General features: G+C 66.9%; 17 protein-coding genes and 2 pseudogenes. 16 read left to right on the plus strand and 3 right to left on the minus strand.

The annotated features are described in order from the left end of the window. Positions 1-224 (minus strand): hypothetical protein (locus EV691_RS23655; RefSeq protein ID WP_207901114.1); only part of this gene is annotated, 224 nt, incomplete at its 3' end. A gap of 79 nt (positions 225-303) precedes the next feature. Here EV691_RS23655 and EV691_RS21955 point away from each other — a divergent pair. The 3 genes and pseudogenes from EV691_RS21955 to EV691_RS21965 form a co-directional block, all read left to right on the plus strand. After that, a pseudogene (locus EV691_RS21955) lies at positions 304-441 on the plus strand (2Fe-2S iron-sulfur cluster-binding protein); the annotation flags it as partial. Further along, positions 422-1762, plus strand: a pseudogene (locus EV691_RS21960) (xanthine dehydrogenase family protein molybdopterin-binding subunit); the annotation flags it as partial. The pseudogenes EV691_RS21955 and EV691_RS21960, both read left to right, overlap by 20 nt. A 54-nt stretch (positions 1763-1816) precedes the next feature. Then, positions 1817-2287: a (R)-mandelonitrile lyase gene (locus tag EV691_RS21965; protein WP_131301177.1), complete on the plus strand. Its 471-nt coding sequence runs from the start codon at positions 1817-1819 to the stop codon at positions 2285-2287. 78 nt (positions 2288-2365) lie between these two features. Here the strand turns inward: EV691_RS21965 and EV691_RS21970 are convergent, their stop codons facing one another. After that, positions 2366-2863 carry a cyclophilin-like fold protein gene (locus EV691_RS21970; protein WP_131301179.1) on the minus strand — a complete coding sequence of 166 codons (498 nt, stop codon included), beginning with the start codon at positions 2861-2863 and terminating at the stop codon, positions 2366-2368. Positions 2864-3229: 366 nt separating this feature from the next. On the opposite strand from EV691_RS21970, the gene EV691_RS21975 reads away from it, so the two are divergent. The 6 genes from EV691_RS21975 (at position 3230) to EV691_RS22000 (ending at position 9921) form a co-directional block, all read left to right on the plus strand. Beyond that, positions 3230-4255 carry a LacI family DNA-binding transcriptional regulator gene (locus tag EV691_RS21975; RefSeq protein WP_131301181.1) on the plus strand — a complete coding sequence of 342 codons (1026 nt, stop codon included), beginning with the start codon at positions 3230-3232 and terminating at the stop codon, positions 4253-4255. 69 nt (positions 4256-4324) lie between these two features. After that, positions 4325-5107: a sugar phosphate isomerase/epimerase family protein gene (locus EV691_RS21980; protein ID WP_131301183.1), complete on the plus strand. Its 783-nt coding sequence runs from the start codon at positions 4325-4327 to the stop codon at positions 5105-5107. Continuing rightward, complete coding sequence (locus EV691_RS21985; protein ID WP_131301185.1) at positions 5100-6050, plus strand: sugar kinase; 951 nt, start codon at positions 5100-5102, stop codon at positions 6048-6050. Before EV691_RS21980 ends, EV691_RS21985 begins: the two co-directional genes overlap by 8 nt. A gap of 62 nt (positions 6051-6112) precedes the next feature. Beyond that, positions 6113-7411, plus strand: coding sequence for an MFS transporter (locus EV691_RS21990; RefSeq protein WP_131301187.1), 1299 nt, complete (start codon positions 6113-6115; stop codon positions 7409-7411). Positions 7412-7424: 13 nt separating this feature from the next. Next, positions 7425-8414, plus strand: a complete 990-nt coding sequence (locus EV691_RS21995; protein WP_131301189.1) for a 2-hydroxyacid dehydrogenase — start codon at positions 7425-7427, stop codon at positions 8412-8414. A 244-nt stretch (positions 8415-8658) separates the two neighbouring features. Beyond that, positions 8659-9921 (plus strand): OprD family porin, encoded by a 1263-nt coding sequence (locus EV691_RS22000; RefSeq protein WP_131301191.1) that lies wholly within the window; start codon positions 8659-8661, stop codon positions 9919-9921. Positions 9922-9990: 69 nt separating this feature from the next. Here the strand turns inward: EV691_RS22000 and denD are convergent, their stop codons facing one another. Continuing rightward, a complete protein-coding gene (gene denD, locus EV691_RS22005; protein ID WP_131301193.1) occupies positions 9991-10950 on the minus strand; it encodes a D-erythronate dehydrogenase in 960 nt (319 codons plus the stop codon). 174 nt (positions 10951-11124) lie between these two features. Here denD and EV691_RS22010 point away from each other — a divergent pair, with 174 nt between their 5' ends. The 7 genes from EV691_RS22010 to EV691_RS22040 form a co-directional block, all read left to right on the plus strand. Next, a complete protein-coding gene (locus EV691_RS22010; RefSeq protein ID WP_242672635.1) occupies positions 11125-11859 on the plus strand; it encodes a FadR/GntR family transcriptional regulator in 735 nt (244 codons plus the stop codon). 4 nt (positions 11860-11863) lie between these two features. Further along, complete coding sequence (gene ltnD, locus EV691_RS22015; RefSeq protein WP_131301196.1) at positions 11864-12772, plus strand: L-threonate dehydrogenase; 909 nt, start codon at positions 11864-11866, stop codon at positions 12770-12772. Positions 12773-12775: 3 nt separating this feature from the next. Then, positions 12776-14053 carry a 3-oxo-tetronate kinase gene (otnK, locus tag EV691_RS22020; protein WP_131301198.1) on the plus strand — a complete coding sequence of 426 codons (1278 nt, stop codon included), beginning with the start codon at positions 12776-12778 and terminating at the stop codon, positions 14051-14053. Further along, complete coding sequence (otnC, locus tag EV691_RS22025; RefSeq protein WP_131301200.1) at positions 14050-14691, plus strand: 3-oxo-tetronate 4-phosphate decarboxylase; 642 nt, start codon at positions 14050-14052, stop codon at positions 14689-14691. The genes otnK and otnC overlap by 4 nt, the downstream gene beginning before the upstream one ends. Positions 14692-14700: 9 nt before the next feature. Further along, positions 14701-15477 carry a 2-oxo-tetronate isomerase gene (gene otnI / locus EV691_RS22030; RefSeq protein WP_131301202.1) on the plus strand — a complete coding sequence of 259 codons (777 nt, stop codon included), beginning with the start codon at positions 14701-14703 and terminating at the stop codon, positions 15475-15477. 302 nt (positions 15478-15779) lie between these two features. Further along, positions 15780-17087 carry an MFS transporter gene (locus EV691_RS22035; protein ID WP_131301204.1) on the plus strand — a complete coding sequence of 436 codons (1308 nt, stop codon included), beginning with the start codon at positions 15780-15782 and terminating at the stop codon, positions 17085-17087. 361 nt (positions 17088-17448) lie between these two features. Next, the coding region (locus EV691_RS22040) for a pyruvate kinase (protein WP_243649670.1) at positions 17449-17677 on the plus strand (229 nt) is incomplete at its 3' end.

Here is a 17677-nt window from a genome sequence, read left to right on the forward strand (position 1 = left end):
TCGCCCAGCGGCTGGCGAGCCGTCTTGATCGCTGTCCGTGCTGCGGACGGAAAAATAGCGAGCAGATGAACGTCTAGCTTTATGACACAGTAAGAATAGGTCCATGCAATTTTTCCCTCTACCTGAACCGGCATTTCGTCTGGGCTAATACCCGGAAACTGCATCCGGGCCGCGCCCGCCCGGCTGCAGAACGCGAAGAATCCGGCGTGCGGAAACGCCGCCATCTGTCGCCACGGCCACTTCCCGACGAGTCAAGAACACTGCGATGCCTGGTGCATACCAATCCATCCGAGGAGGAAACCTATGGAGTTGATGATCAATGGGAAGAAGCGCCAGGTGGATGCCAGCCCCGATACGCCGCTGCTCTGGGTCATCCGCGAGGAACTGGGCCTGACCGGCACCAAGTACGGCTGCGGCGCCGCCCAGTGCGGGGCCTGCACCGCACGCCATGCCCGCCGATTTTTCCTCCGCCGGCATGCGCGCCGCGCTGGCCGCCGCTCCCGGTCCGGGCATCGCCGCCGAGGAAATCGGCGATGCCGCCAGGGCGCTGAAGCAGGCCAGCCGTGTGATCGAGGCGACCTACGACGCGCCCTATTTGGCCCACGGCCAACTGGAGCCGCCATCGGCGATCGCCCGCTGGAACGCGGACGGCACCCTCGAGCTTTGGCTACCCAACCAGGCGCCGGAGCTGTTCCAGCAGGCCGCCGCCAAGGCTGCGGGCATCGCCCCCGAGCAGATCATCCTGCACTCCTCGCCGCTGGGCGGCTTCTTCGGCCGGCACTTCCTCTACGGCACGGCGAACCCCTTCCCCCAGGCGATCCAGCTGGCCAAGGCCGTCGGACGCCCGGTGAAGCTCATCTGGAGCCGCGAAGAGGAGTTCCTGCGCGATGCGCTGCGGCCGATGGGCCTGGCGCGCTTTCGCGCCGGAATCGACGAGAACGGCCTGCCGCAGGCCCTGTACGCCGAGGCCGTCGGCGAGAGTCCCACCGAGCGCTGGTTCGGCCGCCAGCCGGACAAGGCCAATAAGTCGGCGGTCGAAGGTATCGCCAGGAAACCTTACGCCATTCCCAATCGGCGAGTGGCGCAGGTCTACCTGGAACATCTGCCCACCATCGGTTACTGGCGCTCGGTGGGGCATTCGATGAACGACTTCTTCTACGAATCCTTCCTCGATGAAGTGGCCGATGCCGGCCAGCAGGACCCGTACGCGCTGCGCCTGCGCCTGCTGGCCGACAAACCACGGCACAAGGCGCTGCTGCAGGCGGTCGCCGAGCTTTCGGGCGGCTGGAAACGGGGCCCCTTCACCGCCGGCGACGGCAGCCAGCGCGCCCGGGGCGTGGCCATGGCGTCGCCGTTCGGCAGCGAGGTCGCCACCATCGCCGAGGTGTCCATCGAGGGCGGTTCGGTGGTGGTTCACGATGTCTGGGTGGCCTTCGACCCCGGCAGCATCGTCAACCCCGCCATCGTCGAGGCCCAGGTGAAGTCCGCCGTGGCGCTGGGGCTTTCGTCCACCCTGCTGGAGGAGGTCGTCTACGAGAACGGCATGCCCCGCGCGCGCAACTTCGGCGCCTACCCCATCCTGCCGCCCGGCCGGATGCCCCGCGTGCATGTGCGCATCGTCGAGAGCGGCGCGCCCATGGGCGGCGTCGGCGAACCCGGACTTCCAGGCGTGCCGCCGGCCGTGATCAACGCGGTGGCGGTGCTCACCGGGCAGCGCGTGCGCAGCCTTCCCCTGTCCAGGACCCGCTTCGCTAGCGCGTGATGCGCCAGTCCGAGGCTTGTCACTTCTCCACGAACCGCAAGGAAACCGATGACCATGAAGCGTCCGTTCCAAGCCACCCTGCTCCTCGCCCAACTCTGTGCCGGTGCGGCACTGGCCGACTCCGACGGCATCAAGGTGGTCGCCAATGGCAGCCAGGCCAGCATGGCCGGACCGGCCGACTACTTCTCCGGCAACGCGGTGGTCGACATGCTGTTCACCCCCACGGAATACAGCCAGGTCAGCGGCGCTCACGTCACCTTCGCGCCGGGCGCCCGCACGGCCTGGCATACCCATCCACGCGGGCAGACGCTGATCGTCACCTCCGGCAAGGGCTGGGTGCAGGAATGGGGCAAGGAAAGGCGAGAGATCGAACCGGGCGATGTGGTTCGGATCGCCCCCGGCGTCAAGCATTGGCACGGCGCGACCGCCAGCAACGGCATGCGCCATATCGCGATCCAGGAAGCCGTCGATAGCAAGTACGTCGAATGGCTGGAACAGGTCAGCGAGGCTCAGTACGCGAAATGACGACCCACTTGCGGAGCGCCTGATCCCTTTCCCTTGCCACCCGACGGCAGCGCTGCCGCCGGGTCCAGCGCTGCAGCCTCAGCGCTCGAACCTGCGGATCGTGACCTTGAAGGACCCGGGGCGACGCATGAGTTCGATGCCGGAGTCGAGCGTGCCCAGCTTCACCAGGCCGCTGGAGTAGCGGAAGTCCTTGTGGAAGATGGCGAGGTTTCCCCAGGGGGCGTAGTAGGCCAGATCGCCAACCTTGGGGGTGATACCGGCGGGCGCGCCGCGGGTCGACAAAGGCTTCGGCAGATCGCTGATCTTCTCCGTGGAAGCATAGTCTTCGAGCGTCAGCGAAAGCGGCAGCAAAGAGGCGAAGTCCCTGGCGGCCTCACTGTCCTCGAGTGTCGCGGTGATGGTGGTTCCCTCTATCTCGATGCTGATCCGCATGCTGTTCTCCTGGCGAATGACGGGTGATCGAGTGTCAGGATGATCCGCGCCACCGCCCGTTCCTGCGTTGGCCGAAATCGTGGCCATGGAGGCCATCAACGCCGCTATCGGTAGTAACCGCGTTCTGAAAAGCCTGACCAGCATGGCGCCTCCTGGATTTCTCTCGTTGCGGCGCCATCTATATATGAAATCCGTTCCTCATTGATCCGCTGGCAGCGAATAGAGTCATGAACTGCGTTCATGAAAAGCGATCTCTCAGGTCAGGTTGGCCCTGACCTGCCGTCGGTTCAAGGAAGGCCAGTCCAACCAAGGCTCCCACGCAGGAGCGTGGGAGCCATCAACATCAAGTAACGGCGAGCGCTCCTGCGTGGGCACGTTGTAATACGCCCCGGCATTTATCGGCACACACCTCGCTCCCCTTGACATCCCCTCCCCCTTTGCGCTTCACTGAAACCGGTTTCAAAGCAACGCAAACCACCCACAACACCAAGAACAAGAGGTCCCAGGTCCGTGAACGGTCCTTCCCCGTCCGCCCGCGGCAGCCGCGTCACCATCAGCGAGGTGGCCGAAGCCGCCGGTGTCTCCAAGGCCAGCGTGTCGCGCTATATCGGCGGCGACCGCCAGTTGCTCGCCGACGCCACCGCCCTGCGCATCGGGCAGGCCATCGAGCGCCTCGACTACCGCCCGAACCAGATGGCTCGCGGCCTGAAGCGCGGCCGGACCCGGCTGATCGGCATGCTCGTCGCCGACATCCTCAACCCCTATTCCGTGGCCGTGATGCATGGTGTGGAAACCGCCTGCCGCCAGCACGGCTACAGCCTGGTGGTGTGCAACACCGACCGCAGCACCGAGCAGGAGAGCCAGCACCTGGCGGCCCTGCGCTCGTACAACGTCGAGGGGCTGATCGTGAACACCCTCGGCCACCACGCCGGCGAGCTGCAGTCGTTGCACGACGAACTGCCGATGGTGCTGGTCGACCGCAAGGTCGAGGCGCTGGAAGCCGATCTGGTCGGGCTGGACAACCGCGATGCGGTACGACAGGCCCTGGACCATCTGCAGCAGCGCGGCTACCGCGACCTGCTGCTGGTCAGCGAGCCGCTGGACGGCACCAGCTCGCGCCAGGAGCGGGTCACGGCGTTCACCGGCGAAATCGCCCGGCGCCCCCTGCTCCAGGGCCAGGTGCTGCAGACCGGCGAGACCTTCCGCGAAGCCCTGCAGCATTTTCTGGTCGCGCCCGGCCCCGGCCCCAAGGCACTGTTCGCCGCCAACGGCATGGCCGCCCTGGCCGCCACCCGGCAATTGCGCGAACTCGGCTGCCGACTGTTCGAGGAGATCGGTCTGATCGCCCTCGACGACCTCGACTGGTATCCCTTGGTGGGCAGCGGCATCACCGCCCTTGCCCAGCCGACCGCCGAGATCGGCACGACCGCCTTCGAGTGCCTGCTCGAGCGCCTGCGCGGCGACCGCGAGCCGGCCCGGCATTTCGATTTCAAGGCACAACTGATTATCCGAGGCTCCACCCACCCACGCGGCTGACAGCCCGCCGGCGACCTGCCGGCGAGTCGTTCGGCCAAAAATGAAACCGGTTTCAGAGGAATAACGATAATGCCCCTCTACCCCGTCTCAGTCAGTCTTTCCAGCTATGGCGCCACTCTGGTGCGCGAGCGCGGCCAGGCCAGTTTCCTGCCGCTGCTGGCCCAGGCCGGCGCCGCCCGCGCCGAGCTGCGCGAGGAGCTGTTCGCCGTCCCGCCGGACCCGCAGGCCCTGGCCGGCGCCGTCCGCACCCTGGGGCTCGACTGCCTGTATTCCGCGCCGCTCGAGCTGTGGAGCGAAGAGGGCCGGCTCGTCGCCGCCCTCGAACCGACCCTGGCGCGCGCCAATGCCTGCGGCGCGCGCTGGCTGAAGGTCTCGCTCGGCCATTACCGCGCCGGCAACGATCTGTCCGAGCTGGCGCTGCACCTGGCCGGCCAGCCCGTGCAGTTGCTGGTGGAGAACGACCAGACCGCCCAGGGCGGGCGCATCGAGGCGCTGCAGGCATTCTTCGCCGCAGCCGAGGCCCGGGATCTGGACATCGGCATGACCTTCGACATCGGCAACTGGCTCTGGCAGGAACAGCCGGTCGACGAGGCTGCCCAGCGTCTCGGCCGCTACGTGCGCTACGTGCACTGCAAGGCGGTCGGGCGCAACGACGACGGCAAGCGGGTGGCGCTCCCCCCCGAGCCCGTCGACCTGCAGCACTGGCAGCGCCTGCTGCGCGAGTTTCCCCCGGGCGTCCCCCGCGCCATCGAGTACCCCCTGCAGGGCGACGACCTGCTGGCGGTCAGCCGCCAGCACATCGAAGTCCTTTCCCGCCTCGGCCAGCCGCAGGAGGAGCGCCAGCATGCGTGATATCGACGTGCTCTGTTTCGGCGAAACCATGGCCATGTTCGTCGCCGAGGAAAGCGGCGACCTGGCCCGGGTGGAGCGCTTCGGCAAGCGCATCGCCGGCGCCGACAGCAACGTGGCCATCGGCCTGTCGCGGCTGGGCTTCAAGGTCAGCTGGCTGAGCCGGGTCGGCAACGACGCGCTGGGCCGCTTCGTGCTCGACAGCCTGACCCGCGAAGGCCTCGACTGCCGTCACGTGCAGGTCGACTCGGCGCACCCCACCGGCTTCCAGCTCAAGTCCCGGGAAACCGACGGCAGCGACCCGAAGGTGGAGTATTTCCGCCGCGGCTCGGCGGCCAGCCACCTGTCGATCGCCGACCTGGCGCCCGACCTGCTCAAGGCCCGCCATCTGCATGCCACCGGCATTCCGCCGGCGCTCTCGGAGAGCTGCGGGGCGCTGTCCCGCGAGCTGATGGAGTGCATGCGCAGCGCCGGGCGCAGCCTGTCCTTCGACCCCAACCTGCGCCCGTCGCTGTGGCCGAGCCAGGCGCGGATGATCGACGAGATCAATGCCCTGGCCGCCCTCGCCCACTGGGTGCTGCCGGGCCTCGAGGAAGGCCGCCTGCTGACCGGCTACGACAGCCCCGCCGACATCGCCGCCTTCTACCTGGAGCGCGGCGTCGAGGCGGTGGTGATCAAGCTCGGTCCCGAAGGGGCCTACTACCGCACCGCCGACAGCGAAGGGCGCATCGATGGCGTGCCGGTCGCCCAGGTGGTGGACACCGTCGGCGCCGGCGACGCCTTCGCCGTCGGGGTGATCAGCGCCCTGCTCGAAGGGCGGAGTTTTCCGCAGGCCCTGAAGCGCGGCAACGCCTTCGGCAGCCGTGCCGTGCAGTGCATCGGCGACATGGAGGGCCTGCCCCATCGCCACGAACTGATGGAGGAGCCCCAGCCCCAGAACGCCTGATCAACGACCGCCGGCCGCGCCGGCACCTGCTACCACAAAAACAACAAGCTCAGGAGACACCCATGCAAGAGACTCGTCTCGCCAGCCGTCGCTGGTGGTACCTCATCCCGATCATTTTCATCACCTACAGCCTGGCCTACCTGGACCGCGCCAACTACGGCTTCGCCGCCGCCTCGGGAATGGCCGCCGACCTGAACATCACCCCCGGCCTGTCGTCGCTGCTCGGCGCGCTGTTCTTTCTCGGCTACTTCTTCTTCCAGGTGCCCGGCGCGATCTACGCGGAGAGGCGCAGCGTCAAGAAGCTGATCTTCGTCAGCCTGATCCTCTGGGGCAGCCTGGCGACCCTCACCGGGGTCATCCCCAACGTCTACCTGCTGATCGCCATCCGCTTCCTGCTCGGCGTGGTCGAGGCCGCGGTGATGCCGGCGATGCTGATCTACCTCTGCCACTGGTTCACCCGTGCCGAACGCTCGCGGGCCAACACCTTCCTGATCCTCGGCAACCCGGTGACCATCCTCTGGATGTCGGTGGTGTCCGGCTACCTGGTCGAGCAGTTCGACTGGCGCTGGATGTTCATCATCGAGGGCCTGCCGGCAGTGCTCTGGGCCTTCATCTGGTGGCGCCTGGCGGACGACCGCCCGTCCCAGGCCGACTGGCTCACCGAGCGTGAGAAGGAGGACCTGCAGCAGGCGCTGGCCGCCGAGCAGCAGGGCCTGAAGCCGGTGAAGAACTACCGCGAGGCGTTCCGCTCGCCCAAGGTGATCCTGCTCTCGGTGCAGTACTTCTGCTGGAGCATCGGCGTCTACGGCCTGGTCCTCTGGCTGCCGTCGATCCTCAAGGACGCGGCCAACCTGGACATCGTCCAGGCCGGCTGGCTGTCCTCGCTGCCCTACCTGGCCGCGGTGATCGGCATGCTCGGGGTATCCTGGGCCTCCGACCGCTTCCAGCAGCGCAAGGTCTTCGTCTGGCCGCCGCTGCTGATCGCCTCGCTGGCCTTCTACGGCTCCTACGCCTTGGGCAGCGAGCATTTCTGGCTGTCCTACGCCTTGCTGGTGGTGGCCGGTGGCTGCATGTACGCCCCCTACGGGCCATTCTTCGCCATCGTCCCGGAAGTGCTGCCGCTCAACGTCGCCGGCGGCGCCATGGCGCTGATCAACAGCATGGGCGCGCTGGGCTCGTTCGCCGGCTCCTGGCTGGTCGGCTACCTGAACGGCGCCACCGGCGGGCCGCAGGCTTCCTTCCTGCTGATGAGCGGCTCGCTGCTGATCGCCGTGGTGCTGACCCTGCTGCTCAACCCCACCAACAGCGACCGCCCGGCGCCGTTGCCCAGCCGCCAGCCGCAGCCGGCGACCAATCCCTGAGGAATCCGCGTCCATGAAGAACATCGTGCTCTACAAGAAGCTGTCCGCCGAACTGATGACCCGCCTGCGCCAGCAGGCGCAGGTCACCTGCATCGACGACCTGTCGGCCGACGGCCTGGCCCGCCTGCGCGACGCCCTGCCCACGGCCCACGGCCTGCTCGGCGCCAGCCTCAGGCTGGATGCCGGGCTGCTCGACCTCGCACCGCAGCTGGAGGCGGTCTCCAGCGTCTCGGTGGGCATCGACAACTACGACCTCGACTACCTGACCCGGCGCGGCATCCTGCTCACCAACACCCCCGACGTGCTCACCGAGACCACCGCCGACACCGGCTTCGCGCTGATCCTGGCGACCGCCCGCAGGGTTACCGAGCTGGCCGCCTGGGTGCGCGCCGGGCAGTGGCGCAAAAGCATCGGCCCGGCGCAGTTCGGCAGCGACGTGCACGGCAAGACCCTCGGCATCGTCGGCATGGGCCGCATCGGCGAGGCCCTGGCCCGCCGCGGGCACTTCGGCTTCGGCATGCCGATCCTCTACCACAGCCATTCGCCCAAGCCGGAAGTCGAGCAGCGCTACGCCGCCGGCTACCGCTCGCTGGAGGCGCTGCTGGAGGAGTCCGACTTCGTCTGCCTGACGGTGCCGCTGACCGCCGCCACCGAAGGGCTGATCGGCGCCCGCGAACTGGCGCGGATGCGCCCGGAGAGCATCCTGATCAACATCTCCCGCGGCAAGGTGGTCGACGAGACAGCGCTACTCGAAGCCCTGCAGGCCGGGCGCCTGCGCGGCGCCGGGCTGGACGTGTTCGAGCGCGAGCCGCTGCCCGCCGACTCGCCGCTCCTGCGCCTGGACAATCTGGTGGCGACCCCGCACATCGGCTCGGCCACCCACGAAACCCGCGAGGCCATGGCACGCTGCGCGGTCGACAACCTGCTGGCGGCGCTGGCCGGCCGGCGCCCGGCCAACCTGGTCAACCCGGCCGCCCTGGAGGTCGCCCAGACCACGGGATGAGCCTCACCACCGACTCGATCGGCAGCCCCTCTCCCATGGCCGGGAGAGGGACGCAATCCGTGACGACAACGACAACAACGAACGGGAAAACCTCATGAACACTCCGATCCACACCCGCTCCAGCCCCTGACTCCCAGCCCGGCGCCTGCCGCCGGGCCTTCCCCCTTTCGCTCGACGCATCCGCGGCCGCGGAGGGGGCTTTTTGCGCCTTTTCCACTGACTCTTCGCCGGTAACAACAACAATATGAAGAACAGCACCCAACGCTTTCCGCTCCGTCAGTCCCCTGCCCTCGCCTGCGCCCTGCTGCTCGCCGGCACTGGCGCCCAGGCGGCCTTCGTCGACGACGCCAAGGGCACCCTGACCCTGCGCAACTTCTACATCCACCGCAACTTCGTCGACGACGGCGCCACCCGCAGCAAGGCCGAGGAATGGACGCAGAGCTTCATCCTCGACCTGCAGTCGGGCTACACCGAAGGCCCCGTCGGCTTCGGCATCGACGTGCTCGGCCTCTGGTCGGTCAAGCTCGACGGCGGCAAGGGCACCAGCGGCACCCAGTTGCTCCCCGTCGGCAAGGACGGCGACCCGGCCGACAACTTCGGCCGCCTGGCGGTGGCCGGCAAGCTGCGCTTCTCGAAAACCGAGGTGAAGGCCGGCGAATGGTCGCCGGCACTGCCGATCCTGCGCTCCGACGACGGCCGCTCGCTGCCGCAGACCTTCCAGGGCGGCATGTTCACCTCGAAGGAGATCAGGAACCTGACGGTCTACGGCGGGCGCTTTCGCGGCAACAGCCCGCGCGACGACAGCAGCCTCGAGGATATGAGCTGGGTCGGCAACTCCACGGTCACTTCCGACCGCTTCAGCTTCGCCGGCGCCGAATACGCCTTCAACGACAACCGCACGCTGGTCGGCGCCTGGTTCGGCCAGCTGGAAGACATCTACAAGCAGCGCTACTTCCAGCTCACCCACACCCAGCCGCTCGGCAAGGACTGGAGCCTCGGCGCCAACCTCGGCTACTTCGACGGCGAGGAGGACGGCAGCGCCCAGGCCGGCGAGCTGGACAACAAGCTGCTCTCCGGGCTGTTCTCGCTGAAGCACGGCGCGCATGTCCTCCACCTCGGCCTGCAGCGGGTCACCGGCGACGACCGCTGGCTGCGGGTCAACGGCACCAGCGGCGGCAGCGCGGCCAACGACACCTACAACGGCAGCTTCGACAACGCCCGCGAGCGCTCCTGGCAGCTGCGCTACGACTACGACTTCGCCACCATGGGCATCCCTGGGCTGACGCTGATGACCCGCTACCTCAAGGGCACCAACGTGCACGTCGGCAACATCGACGACGGCGAGGAATGGAACCGCGAAACCCAGCTCAGCTACGTGGTGCAGAGCGGCCCGCTGAAGGCCCTGAGCCTGCGCTGGCGAAATTCGACCATCCGCCGCGACTGGGGCGCCAACAACAAGTTCGACGACAACCGGCTGATCGTCCAGTACCCGCTCTCGCTGTTCTGAAGAGCAGCCCCGTCCAGGAAGGCGGCACAGCCTGCCGCCCCCTCCCGGGCGCACGCCCGGCACCCACGATCACTGGGTTTGCATGAACCTCTGGTGAGCCGCGACGATGGCGTCGAAATCGCGATCGACGCCGAAGCCAAGTCGCAGGGGACGCTGGATGTCGAAGTCGCCCGGCCAGCTGCAGACGATGCGTTCTATGCGCGGATCGGGCTCATGGCCGACCAGCGCGCGGGCTTCGGGGCCGGCCAGCCGTTCTAGGCTGTCGAGCATCTGCCCGACCCGCACGCTGATCCCCGGCAGGTTGAGGGTGCGCCGCAGGCCCAGGGCCTGGCCGTCGAGGCGTGCGGCATGCAGCAGGTTGGCGATCACCGTGTCCGGCGAAGACAGCCACAGGCGGGTGTCCAGAGGCACCGGGCAATTGCTCGGCAGACCGGCAAGCGGCTCGCGGATGATCCCGCTGGCGAACGAAGAAGCCGCCGCATTGGGCTTGCCGGGACGCACCGAGATGGTCGGCAGGCGGCAGACCCGGCCGTCGACATACCCCTTGCGCGAATAATCGCCGACCAGCAGCTCGGCCATCGCCTTCTGCGCGCCATATGAGGACTGCGGCAGGGGCGCCAGATCCTCCGGCACCTTGTCCGGCAGCTCGCCACCGAACACCGCCAGCGAACTGGCAAAGACCAGGGTGGGCGTTTTGGCGCGCTGCCGGCAGGCTTCCAGCAATACCCGGGTGGCATCCAGGTTGACCCGCATGCCGAGGTCGAAGTCCGCCTCGGCCTGGCCGCTGACGACCGCCGCCAGGTGGTAGACGACGGTGGTCTCGGCATCGACCAGCCTGGCGAGGCACGCCGGGTCGGCGATATCGCCGATCACCGATTCGACCCGCGGGTCCTCGTAGGGATAGGGTGCCAGATCCAGCGAGACGATACGCCCGTGGCCGGGCAGGAGATCGAGCGCTTCCGGTTGCAGCAGGGCTTGGATGAGGCGGCTCCCCAGGAAGCCGGCACCACCGGTGACCAGGATTTTCATGCTGTGGTTACCTTCGTGTGAGGGGGCGGGATGCCCCGGTTTTGTTTTTGGATGAAAGGTCGTGACAAGCATTTGTCATGTTGTATTATGAATTTCAGATCAGCGCAATCGCCGCAGTCGAAGCAGCCCTCGCCGAGGACTCGCCCGTCACGAGCGATTGCCAGGAGAACCCCCGTGGAAGCATTGAACGAAGCCACCCCCAAGCTCGCCGAACGCCTGGCGGAGCGCCTGACCCAGGCGATTCAGGACGGCATCCTGCCGGCAGGATGCCGCCTGCCCACCGAGCAGGCGCTGTGCGATCAGTACGGGGTCAGCCGCACGGTGGTCCGCGAGGCCATCTCGATGCTCAAGCGCGAGGAGCTGGTGGTTTCGCGCCAGGGCAGCGGCACCTATGTGAGCAGCACGCCGACGGTCGTCCTGCGCCTGGCTTCGCCCCAGGGCAACGTGCAGTCGGTGATGGAGATTCTCGAGCTGCGCAGTGCCCTGGAGACCAAGGCCGCCGAGCTGGCGGCACTCCATCGCGACAAGGCGCAGCTGCGCGCCATGCGCAATGCCCTGGAAGCGCTGGAGGAAGCCGTCGAGCGCGGCGAGGACGGCGTTCGCGAGGATCTCGCGTTTCACCGCGCCATCGTCGTCGCCACCGGCAACCAGCACTTCCTGACCACCATCGATTTCCTCCACCAATTGCTCTACCAGGCGATCAGCGTGACCCGCCGCAACGAGGCCCGTTATCCGCTCTACATGCGCCAGGTGGACGAAGAGCACCAAGTCCTGATCGAGGCCATCGCCGCGGGCGATGCGGAAGCCGCGCGGCTGGCGGCCAGCCACCATCTGGACAACGCGAAAGAGCGTCTGCGCCGGGCGCAGGTCGCTCTCGACGAATCCGACAGACCAACAACAAAGAGGTGATTCAATGAGTACTCCCTTGCCATCCTGCGGCGTCATCGGCCTGGGTTCCATGGGTCTGGGCATGGCCCGCTCGCTGCTGCGGGCCGGCCTTCCCGTCTGGGGCTACGACATCCGCGACGAGGTCCGCGCGGCCTTCGCCGGCGAAGGCGGCCTGCCGCTGAACGGCCCGACCGAGCATGCGGCGACGACCGACCTGCTGTTCATCGTGGTGGTCAACGCCGAACAGACCGAGCAGGTGCTGTTCGGCGAGCAGGGCATCGCCGCACGTCTCAAGCCCGGCAGTATCGTTCTGACCTGCGCGACGATTTCCGCCCAGGCGGCCCGGCGCGTCGCCGAGCGCCTGGCGGAGCACCAGCTGCTGATGATCGACGCGCCGATCTCCGGTGGCGCACAGCGGGCGGCCAAGGGTGAACTCACGATCATGGCCTCGGGTCCGGAAAAGGCCTTCCAGCGCGCCGAGGCGGCGCTCGCGGCCGTCGCGACCAAGGTCTACCGGCTCGGCAGCGAGGCCGGCCAGGGCTCGCAGATCAAGCTGGTCAACCAGTTGCTGGCCGGCGTGCACATCGCCGCCGCGGCCGAAGCCATGGCCTACGGCATCCGCCAGGGCTGCGATCCGGCCACGCTCTACGAGGTCATCAGCAACAGCGCCGGCAACTCCTGGATGTTCGAGAACCGCGTGCCCCACCTGCTGGCCGGCGACTACCAGCCGCGCTCGGCGGTGAACATCTTCGTCAAGGATCTCGGCCTGGTGCTGGACAGCGCCCAGGACGCGGTCTTCCCGCTGCCGCTGACGGCCAGCGCGCACCAGATGTTCAAGCAGGCCTCGGCCGCCGGCTTCGGCCGCGAGGACGACATCGCCGTGGCGAAGATCTTCCCCGGCATCCGCCTGCCCAACAACACCGAGGAGGGCTGAGCGATGCCGCTACTCGGATGTATCGCCGACGACTTCACCGGCGCCACCGACCTGGCCAGCATGCTGGTCCGGGGCGGCGCCCGCACCGTGCAGACCATAGGCGTACCGGACCGGCCCCTGCCGACCGGGGATGTCGATGCCCTGGTGGTGGCCCTGAAATCGCGCACCCTGCCCGCCGAGGAGGCCGTCGCCCAGTCCCTGGCGGCGCTCGCCTGGCTGCGGAGCCAGGGCTGCCGGCAGTTCTACTTCAAGTACTGCTCGACCTTCGACTCGACCGCCGAGGGCAACATCGGCCCGGTCAGCGATGCCCTGCTCGACGCCCTTGGCAGCCGCTTCACCGTGGCCTGCCCGGCCTTTCCGGAAAACCGCCGCAGCGTGTTCAACGGCTACCTGTTCGCCAACGACGTGCTGCTGAACGAAAGCGGCATGCAGGACCACCCGCTGACCCCGATGCGCGATGCCAACCTGCTGCGCGTGCTGCAGCCGCAGACCCGTCGCCCGGTCGGCCTGATCGACTACCGCAGCCTGCGCGCGGGCGTCGAGGCCACCCGGGCGCGGATCGCCGCACTGAGCGCCGAAGGCGTCGGCATCGCCATCTGCGACGCCATCGACAACAGCGACCTGGAGGTGCTGGGCAAGGCCTGCCTCGACCTGCCCCTGGTCACCGCCGGCTCGGGCCTGGCCCTGGGCCTGGCCAGCGCCTGGCGCGAGCGGGGTGTCCTGACCTCGGCCGCCACGGCCAACCGCCTGGAACCTCCCCACGGCCGCCGGGCGATCCTCAGCGGTAGCTGCTCCACGGCCACCCTGGCGCAGATTGCCCAGGCCAAGGTGCACTACCCGTCCTTCCGCCTCGAGGCGGGCGAGCTGATGGCGCGCGGCGGCGCCCTGGTCGAGGAGGCCATCGCCTGGGCGGCCCGCCAGGATGCCGCGACCCCGGTGCTGATCTATGCCAGCAGTAGCCCCGAGGAGGTGCGCAGGGTCCAGGAGCAGTTCGGCACCCAGCAGGTCGGCGAGCGCGTCGAGCAGGCCCTGGCGAGCATCGCTCGCACCCTGGTGCAGGAGCAGGAGGTTGGCCAGCTCCTGGTGGCCGGCGGGGAAACCTCGGGCGCCGTGGTCGGCGCACTGGATATCGCCGGCCTGCGCATCGGTCCGAGCATCGATCCCGGCGTACCCTGGACGCAGCCCCTGGCCAGCAGTGGACGCCCCCTGAGCCTGGCCCTGAAGTCCGGCAATTTCGGCAGCGCCGACTTCATGGTGAAAGCCTGGGGGATGCTGGCATGAGCAAGGAAACCCGACTGCGCGAGGAGATCGTCAAGGTTGGCCGCTCCTTGCACATGCGCGGCCTGAGCCCGGGCTCCTCGGGCAACATCAGCGCGCGCCTGGACGACGGCTGGCTGCTCACCCCCACCAACGCCTGCCTGGGCGAACTCGATCCGGGCGACATCGCCAAGCTCGACTGGGAAGGCAACCATCTGGCCGGCAAGCCGGCCTCCAAGGAAGCCTTCCTGCACCATGCGGTCTATGCCGGGCGCGAGGACTCCGGGGCCATCGTCCACCTGCACTGCACCCACTCGGCGGCGGTGTCCTGCCTGGACTGCCTGGACCCCCACTCCGCCCTGCCGCCGCTGACGCCCTACTTCGTCATGCGCGTCGGCCGGCTGCCGCTGGTGCCCTACCATCGCCCGGGCGATCCGCGCCTCGGCAAGGCGATCAGCGGACTGGTCGGCAAGCACAGCGCGGTGCTGCTGGCCAATCACGGCCCCCTGGTGTCCGGCAAGACCCTGGAGGCGGCCGGCTACGCCATCGAGGAACTGGAAGAGACGGCCAAGCTGTTCCTGCTGCTGCGCCAGCAGCCGGTGCGCCTGCTCGACGAAGAACAAATCGAAGAACTGCGCCAGACCTTCGGCGCCCAATGGTGAGATGCCCCCATGCCCAGATTTGCCGCCAACCTCAGCATGCTGTTCAACGATGCGCCCTTCCTCGAACGCTTCGCCCGCGCCGCGGCGGCCGGGTTCAAAGGGGTCGAGTTCCTGTTTCCCTATGACTACCCGGCCGAACAGATCGCCGAACAGCTCGACAGGCACGGCCTGACCCAGGTGCTGTTCAACATGCCGCCCGGCGACTTCGCCGCCGGCGAGCGCGGCCTGGCGGCGCTGCCCGGCCGCGCGGCGGAGTTCCGCGAAGGCGTGGAACGCGCCATCGACTACGCCCGCGCGCTGGGCTGCACGCGCCTGCATGCCATGGCCGGTCTGGTCGCGGACGAGGAAATGCGCCCGCGGATGCGCGCGCAATACCTGGAGAACCTGCGTTATGCCGCACGACGTCTGCAGGAGCACGGTCTGACCCTGCTGATCGAGCCGATCAACTCGCGCAGCATTCCCGGCTATTTCATCAACCGCCAGGCCGAGGGCCACGCCATCCTCGCCGAGCTCGGCGAGCCCAACCTCAAGGTGCAGATGGACTTCTTCCATGCGCAGATCATGGAAGGCGACCTGGCCACCACCTACCGGCGCTTCCAGGCCGGCGTGGGGCACGTGCAGATCGCCGGGGTTCCGGACCGGCACGAGCCGGATACTGGCGAGGTCAACTACCCCTGCCTCTACCAGCTCCTCGACGACAGCGGCTACGACGGCTGGATCGGCTGCGAGTACTCGCCACGGGGACTCACCGAAGAAGGGCTCGGCTGGTATTCCCGATGGCGTTGATGGCTTCGTGAAGTAACTTTCGTTTTGCCATTCTTCCTTAAAAAGGAATGGCTTATGAAAACCGTAAATAATAACAGGAGGTTTCGTCATGAATCCGAGCGAATGAATAATTCGCACAACCACCCTAACACTTACTCCTTTCTCGATCTTGCCATACCTGGTCGCCTCTATCGAGCGATCCGCAGTCGGCTTCGCCCAATTCGGCAGCGACGATAGACGCAACGTGTGCCTGGCCACCACCCCATATAAAGGGGACGGGCCTATAAAAAACATCCATAAAAACAACAATTGGAGGTTTTGCCATGAATCCGGAAAAACAGATAATTCGTACCATTACGCTCCGGCTTATTCCTTTCTTGATTCTGCTCTACATGGTCGCGTTCATCGACCGCTCCGCCGTCGGCTTCGCCAAGTTGCACATGGCGGCCGATCTCGGGATCAGCGATATCGCCTACGGCTTCGGTGCCGGCCTGTTCTTCATCGGCTATTTCATCTTCGAAGTACCCAGCAACCTGATGCTCGAACGCTTCGGCGCGCGTCGCTGGTTCGCCCGCATCCTCATCACCTGGGGTGCGATCACGGCCTGTATGGCATTGATACAAGGTCCCTACAGCTTCTATGCGATGCGCTTCCTGCTGGGCGCTGCCGAGGCGGGCTTCTTCCCCGGCGTGCTCTACTACATCACCCGCTGGTATCCGGTTCGCCATCGCGGCAAGGTGCTCGGCCTGTTCATCCTGGCCCAGCCCATCGCGCTGATGATCACCGGCCCCTTGTCCGGGGCGCTGCTGGGCCTGAACGGTATTTACAACATGGCCGGCTGGCAGTGGCTGATGGTAACGATCGGAGTGCCGGCCATGCTGCTGGCCTGGCCGACCCTGCGCATCCTGCCGGATACGCCAGCCCAGGCGCGCTGGCTTCCGGAAGCGGATCGCAAGTGGCTGGACAACCAGCTGGAAGCTGACCGCAAGGAGTATGGCCAGACCGAGCACAGCAATCCCCTGCATGCCCTGAAAGATCACCGCGTGCTGCTGCTGGCACTGCTCTATCTGCCGGTCACCCTGAGCAACTACGGTCTCAGCCTATGGCTGCCGACCCTGGTGAACCAGTTCGGCAACAGCAATCTGGTCACGGGTTTCATCTCGGCGGTGCCCTATGTGTTCGGCATCATCGGCCTGCTGATCGTGCCGCGCAGTTCGGATCGTTTGAACGACCGCTATGGCCACCTCTCCGGGCTGTACTTCCTGGGTGCGCTGGGGCTGTTCCTGAGCGCCTGGGCAAGCATGCCGGCGATGCAGCTGATGGCGCTGAGCCTGACGGCCTTCACCATCTTCTCCACCACGGCCATCTTCTGGACGCTGCCGGGACGCTTCCTCACCGGCGCCGGCGCCGCGGCCGGTATCGCACTGATCAACTCGATCGGCAATCTGGGCGGCTACCTGGGACCATTCGGAATCGGCGCCCTCAAGGAATACACCGGCAGCCTGACGGCGGGTCTCTACTTCCTCTCAGCGGTAGAGATCTTCGGTGTGCTGCTCACCGCCCTCATCTACTTCAAGCTCGAAAGGAAAATGATCCATCAGCAATCTACTCGCCTGGCCGAGCAAGGATAGTGATCGTTTCATTTGGCTAGTGGTGCGATACGCAAGTTCATCCATTTGAACTTGCGCATCGGGAACAGCTCGCGAAGTTGCAACTCGCCGCTCTGACAGCATAACTCTCATATTCATTGCAAAGTGTTGGAGAGGACGCGCGAACGTGTGCGCGCGGAGTAACCCGTGAAGTTCCATCCCATCACACTGGCGGTGCGAGTCGTACGTTCATTGCGATGTTTTTGGCGAAGACTGGAACTTGTCCATCGAAAACAGCGTGTGAACTTCTGGCTCGCTCCACCAGATATTGCCGGCAAATCCTTTTTATCAGCCGTTCCACTTGAGCTTTTCACAGAACAACATCCCTAGAGGAATGAACGCCATGCTGCGAAGAACGAAGATCGTCGCCACCCTCGGCCCAGCCACCGAAACCCCCGAAGTCCTCGAAGGCCTGGTCCAGGCCGGCGTCGACGTGGTGCGCCTGAACTTCTCCCACGGCAAGGCCGAGGAGCACAGGGCCCGCGCCGCGCTGGTCCGCGAGATGGCCGCCAAACACGGGCGCTTCGTCGCCATCCTCGCCGACCTGCAGGGGCCGAAGATCCGCATCTCGC

This window comes from Azotobacter chroococcum, assembly GCF_004339665.1.
Lineage (GTDB): Bacteria > Pseudomonadota > Gammaproteobacteria > Pseudomonadales > Pseudomonadaceae > Azotobacter > Azotobacter chroococcum.

Coding starts and splice junctions, on each gene's coding strand:
- EV691_RS21965 (WP_131301177.1), top strand. CDS start 1,817: ATGAAGCGTCCGTTCCAAGCCACCCTGCTCCTCGCCCAACTCTGTGCC.
- EV691_RS21970 (WP_131301179.1), bottom strand. CDS start 2,863: ATGCTGGTCAGGCTTTTCAGAACGCGGTTACTACCGATAGCGGCGTTG.
- EV691_RS21980 (WP_131301183.1), top strand. CDS start 4,325: ATGCCCCTCTACCCCGTCTCAGTCAGTCTTTCCAGCTATGGCGCCACT.
- EV691_RS21985 (WP_131301185.1), top strand. CDS start 5,100: ATGCGTGATATCGACGTGCTCTGTTTCGGCGAAACCATGGCCATGTTC.
- EV691_RS21990 (WP_131301187.1), top strand. CDS start 6,113: ATGCAAGAGACTCGTCTCGCCAGCCGTCGCTGGTGGTACCTCATCCCG.
- EV691_RS21995 (WP_131301189.1), top strand. CDS start 7,425: ATGAAGAACATCGTGCTCTACAAGAAGCTGTCCGCCGAACTGATGACC.
- EV691_RS22000 (WP_131301191.1), top strand. CDS start 8,659: ATGAAGAACAGCACCCAACGCTTTCCGCTCCGTCAGTCCCCTGCCCTC.
- denD (WP_131301193.1), bottom strand. CDS start 10,950: ATGAAAATCCTGGTCACCGGTGGTGCCGGCTTCCTGGGGAGCCGCCTC.
- ltnD (WP_131301196.1), top strand. CDS start 11,864: ATGAGTACTCCCTTGCCATCCTGCGGCGTCATCGGCCTGGGTTCCATG.
- otnK (WP_131301198.1), top strand. CDS start 12,776: ATGCCGCTACTCGGATGTATCGCCGACGACTTCACCGGCGCCACCGAC.
- otnC (WP_131301200.1), top strand. CDS start 14,050: ATGAGCAAGGAAACCCGACTGCGCGAGGAGATCGTCAAGGTTGGCCGC.
- otnI (WP_131301202.1), top strand. CDS start 14,701: ATGCCCAGATTTGCCGCCAACCTCAGCATGCTGTTCAACGATGCGCCC.
- EV691_RS22035 (WP_131301204.1), top strand. CDS start 15,780: ATGAATCCGGAAAAACAGATAATTCGTACCATTACGCTCCGGCTTATT.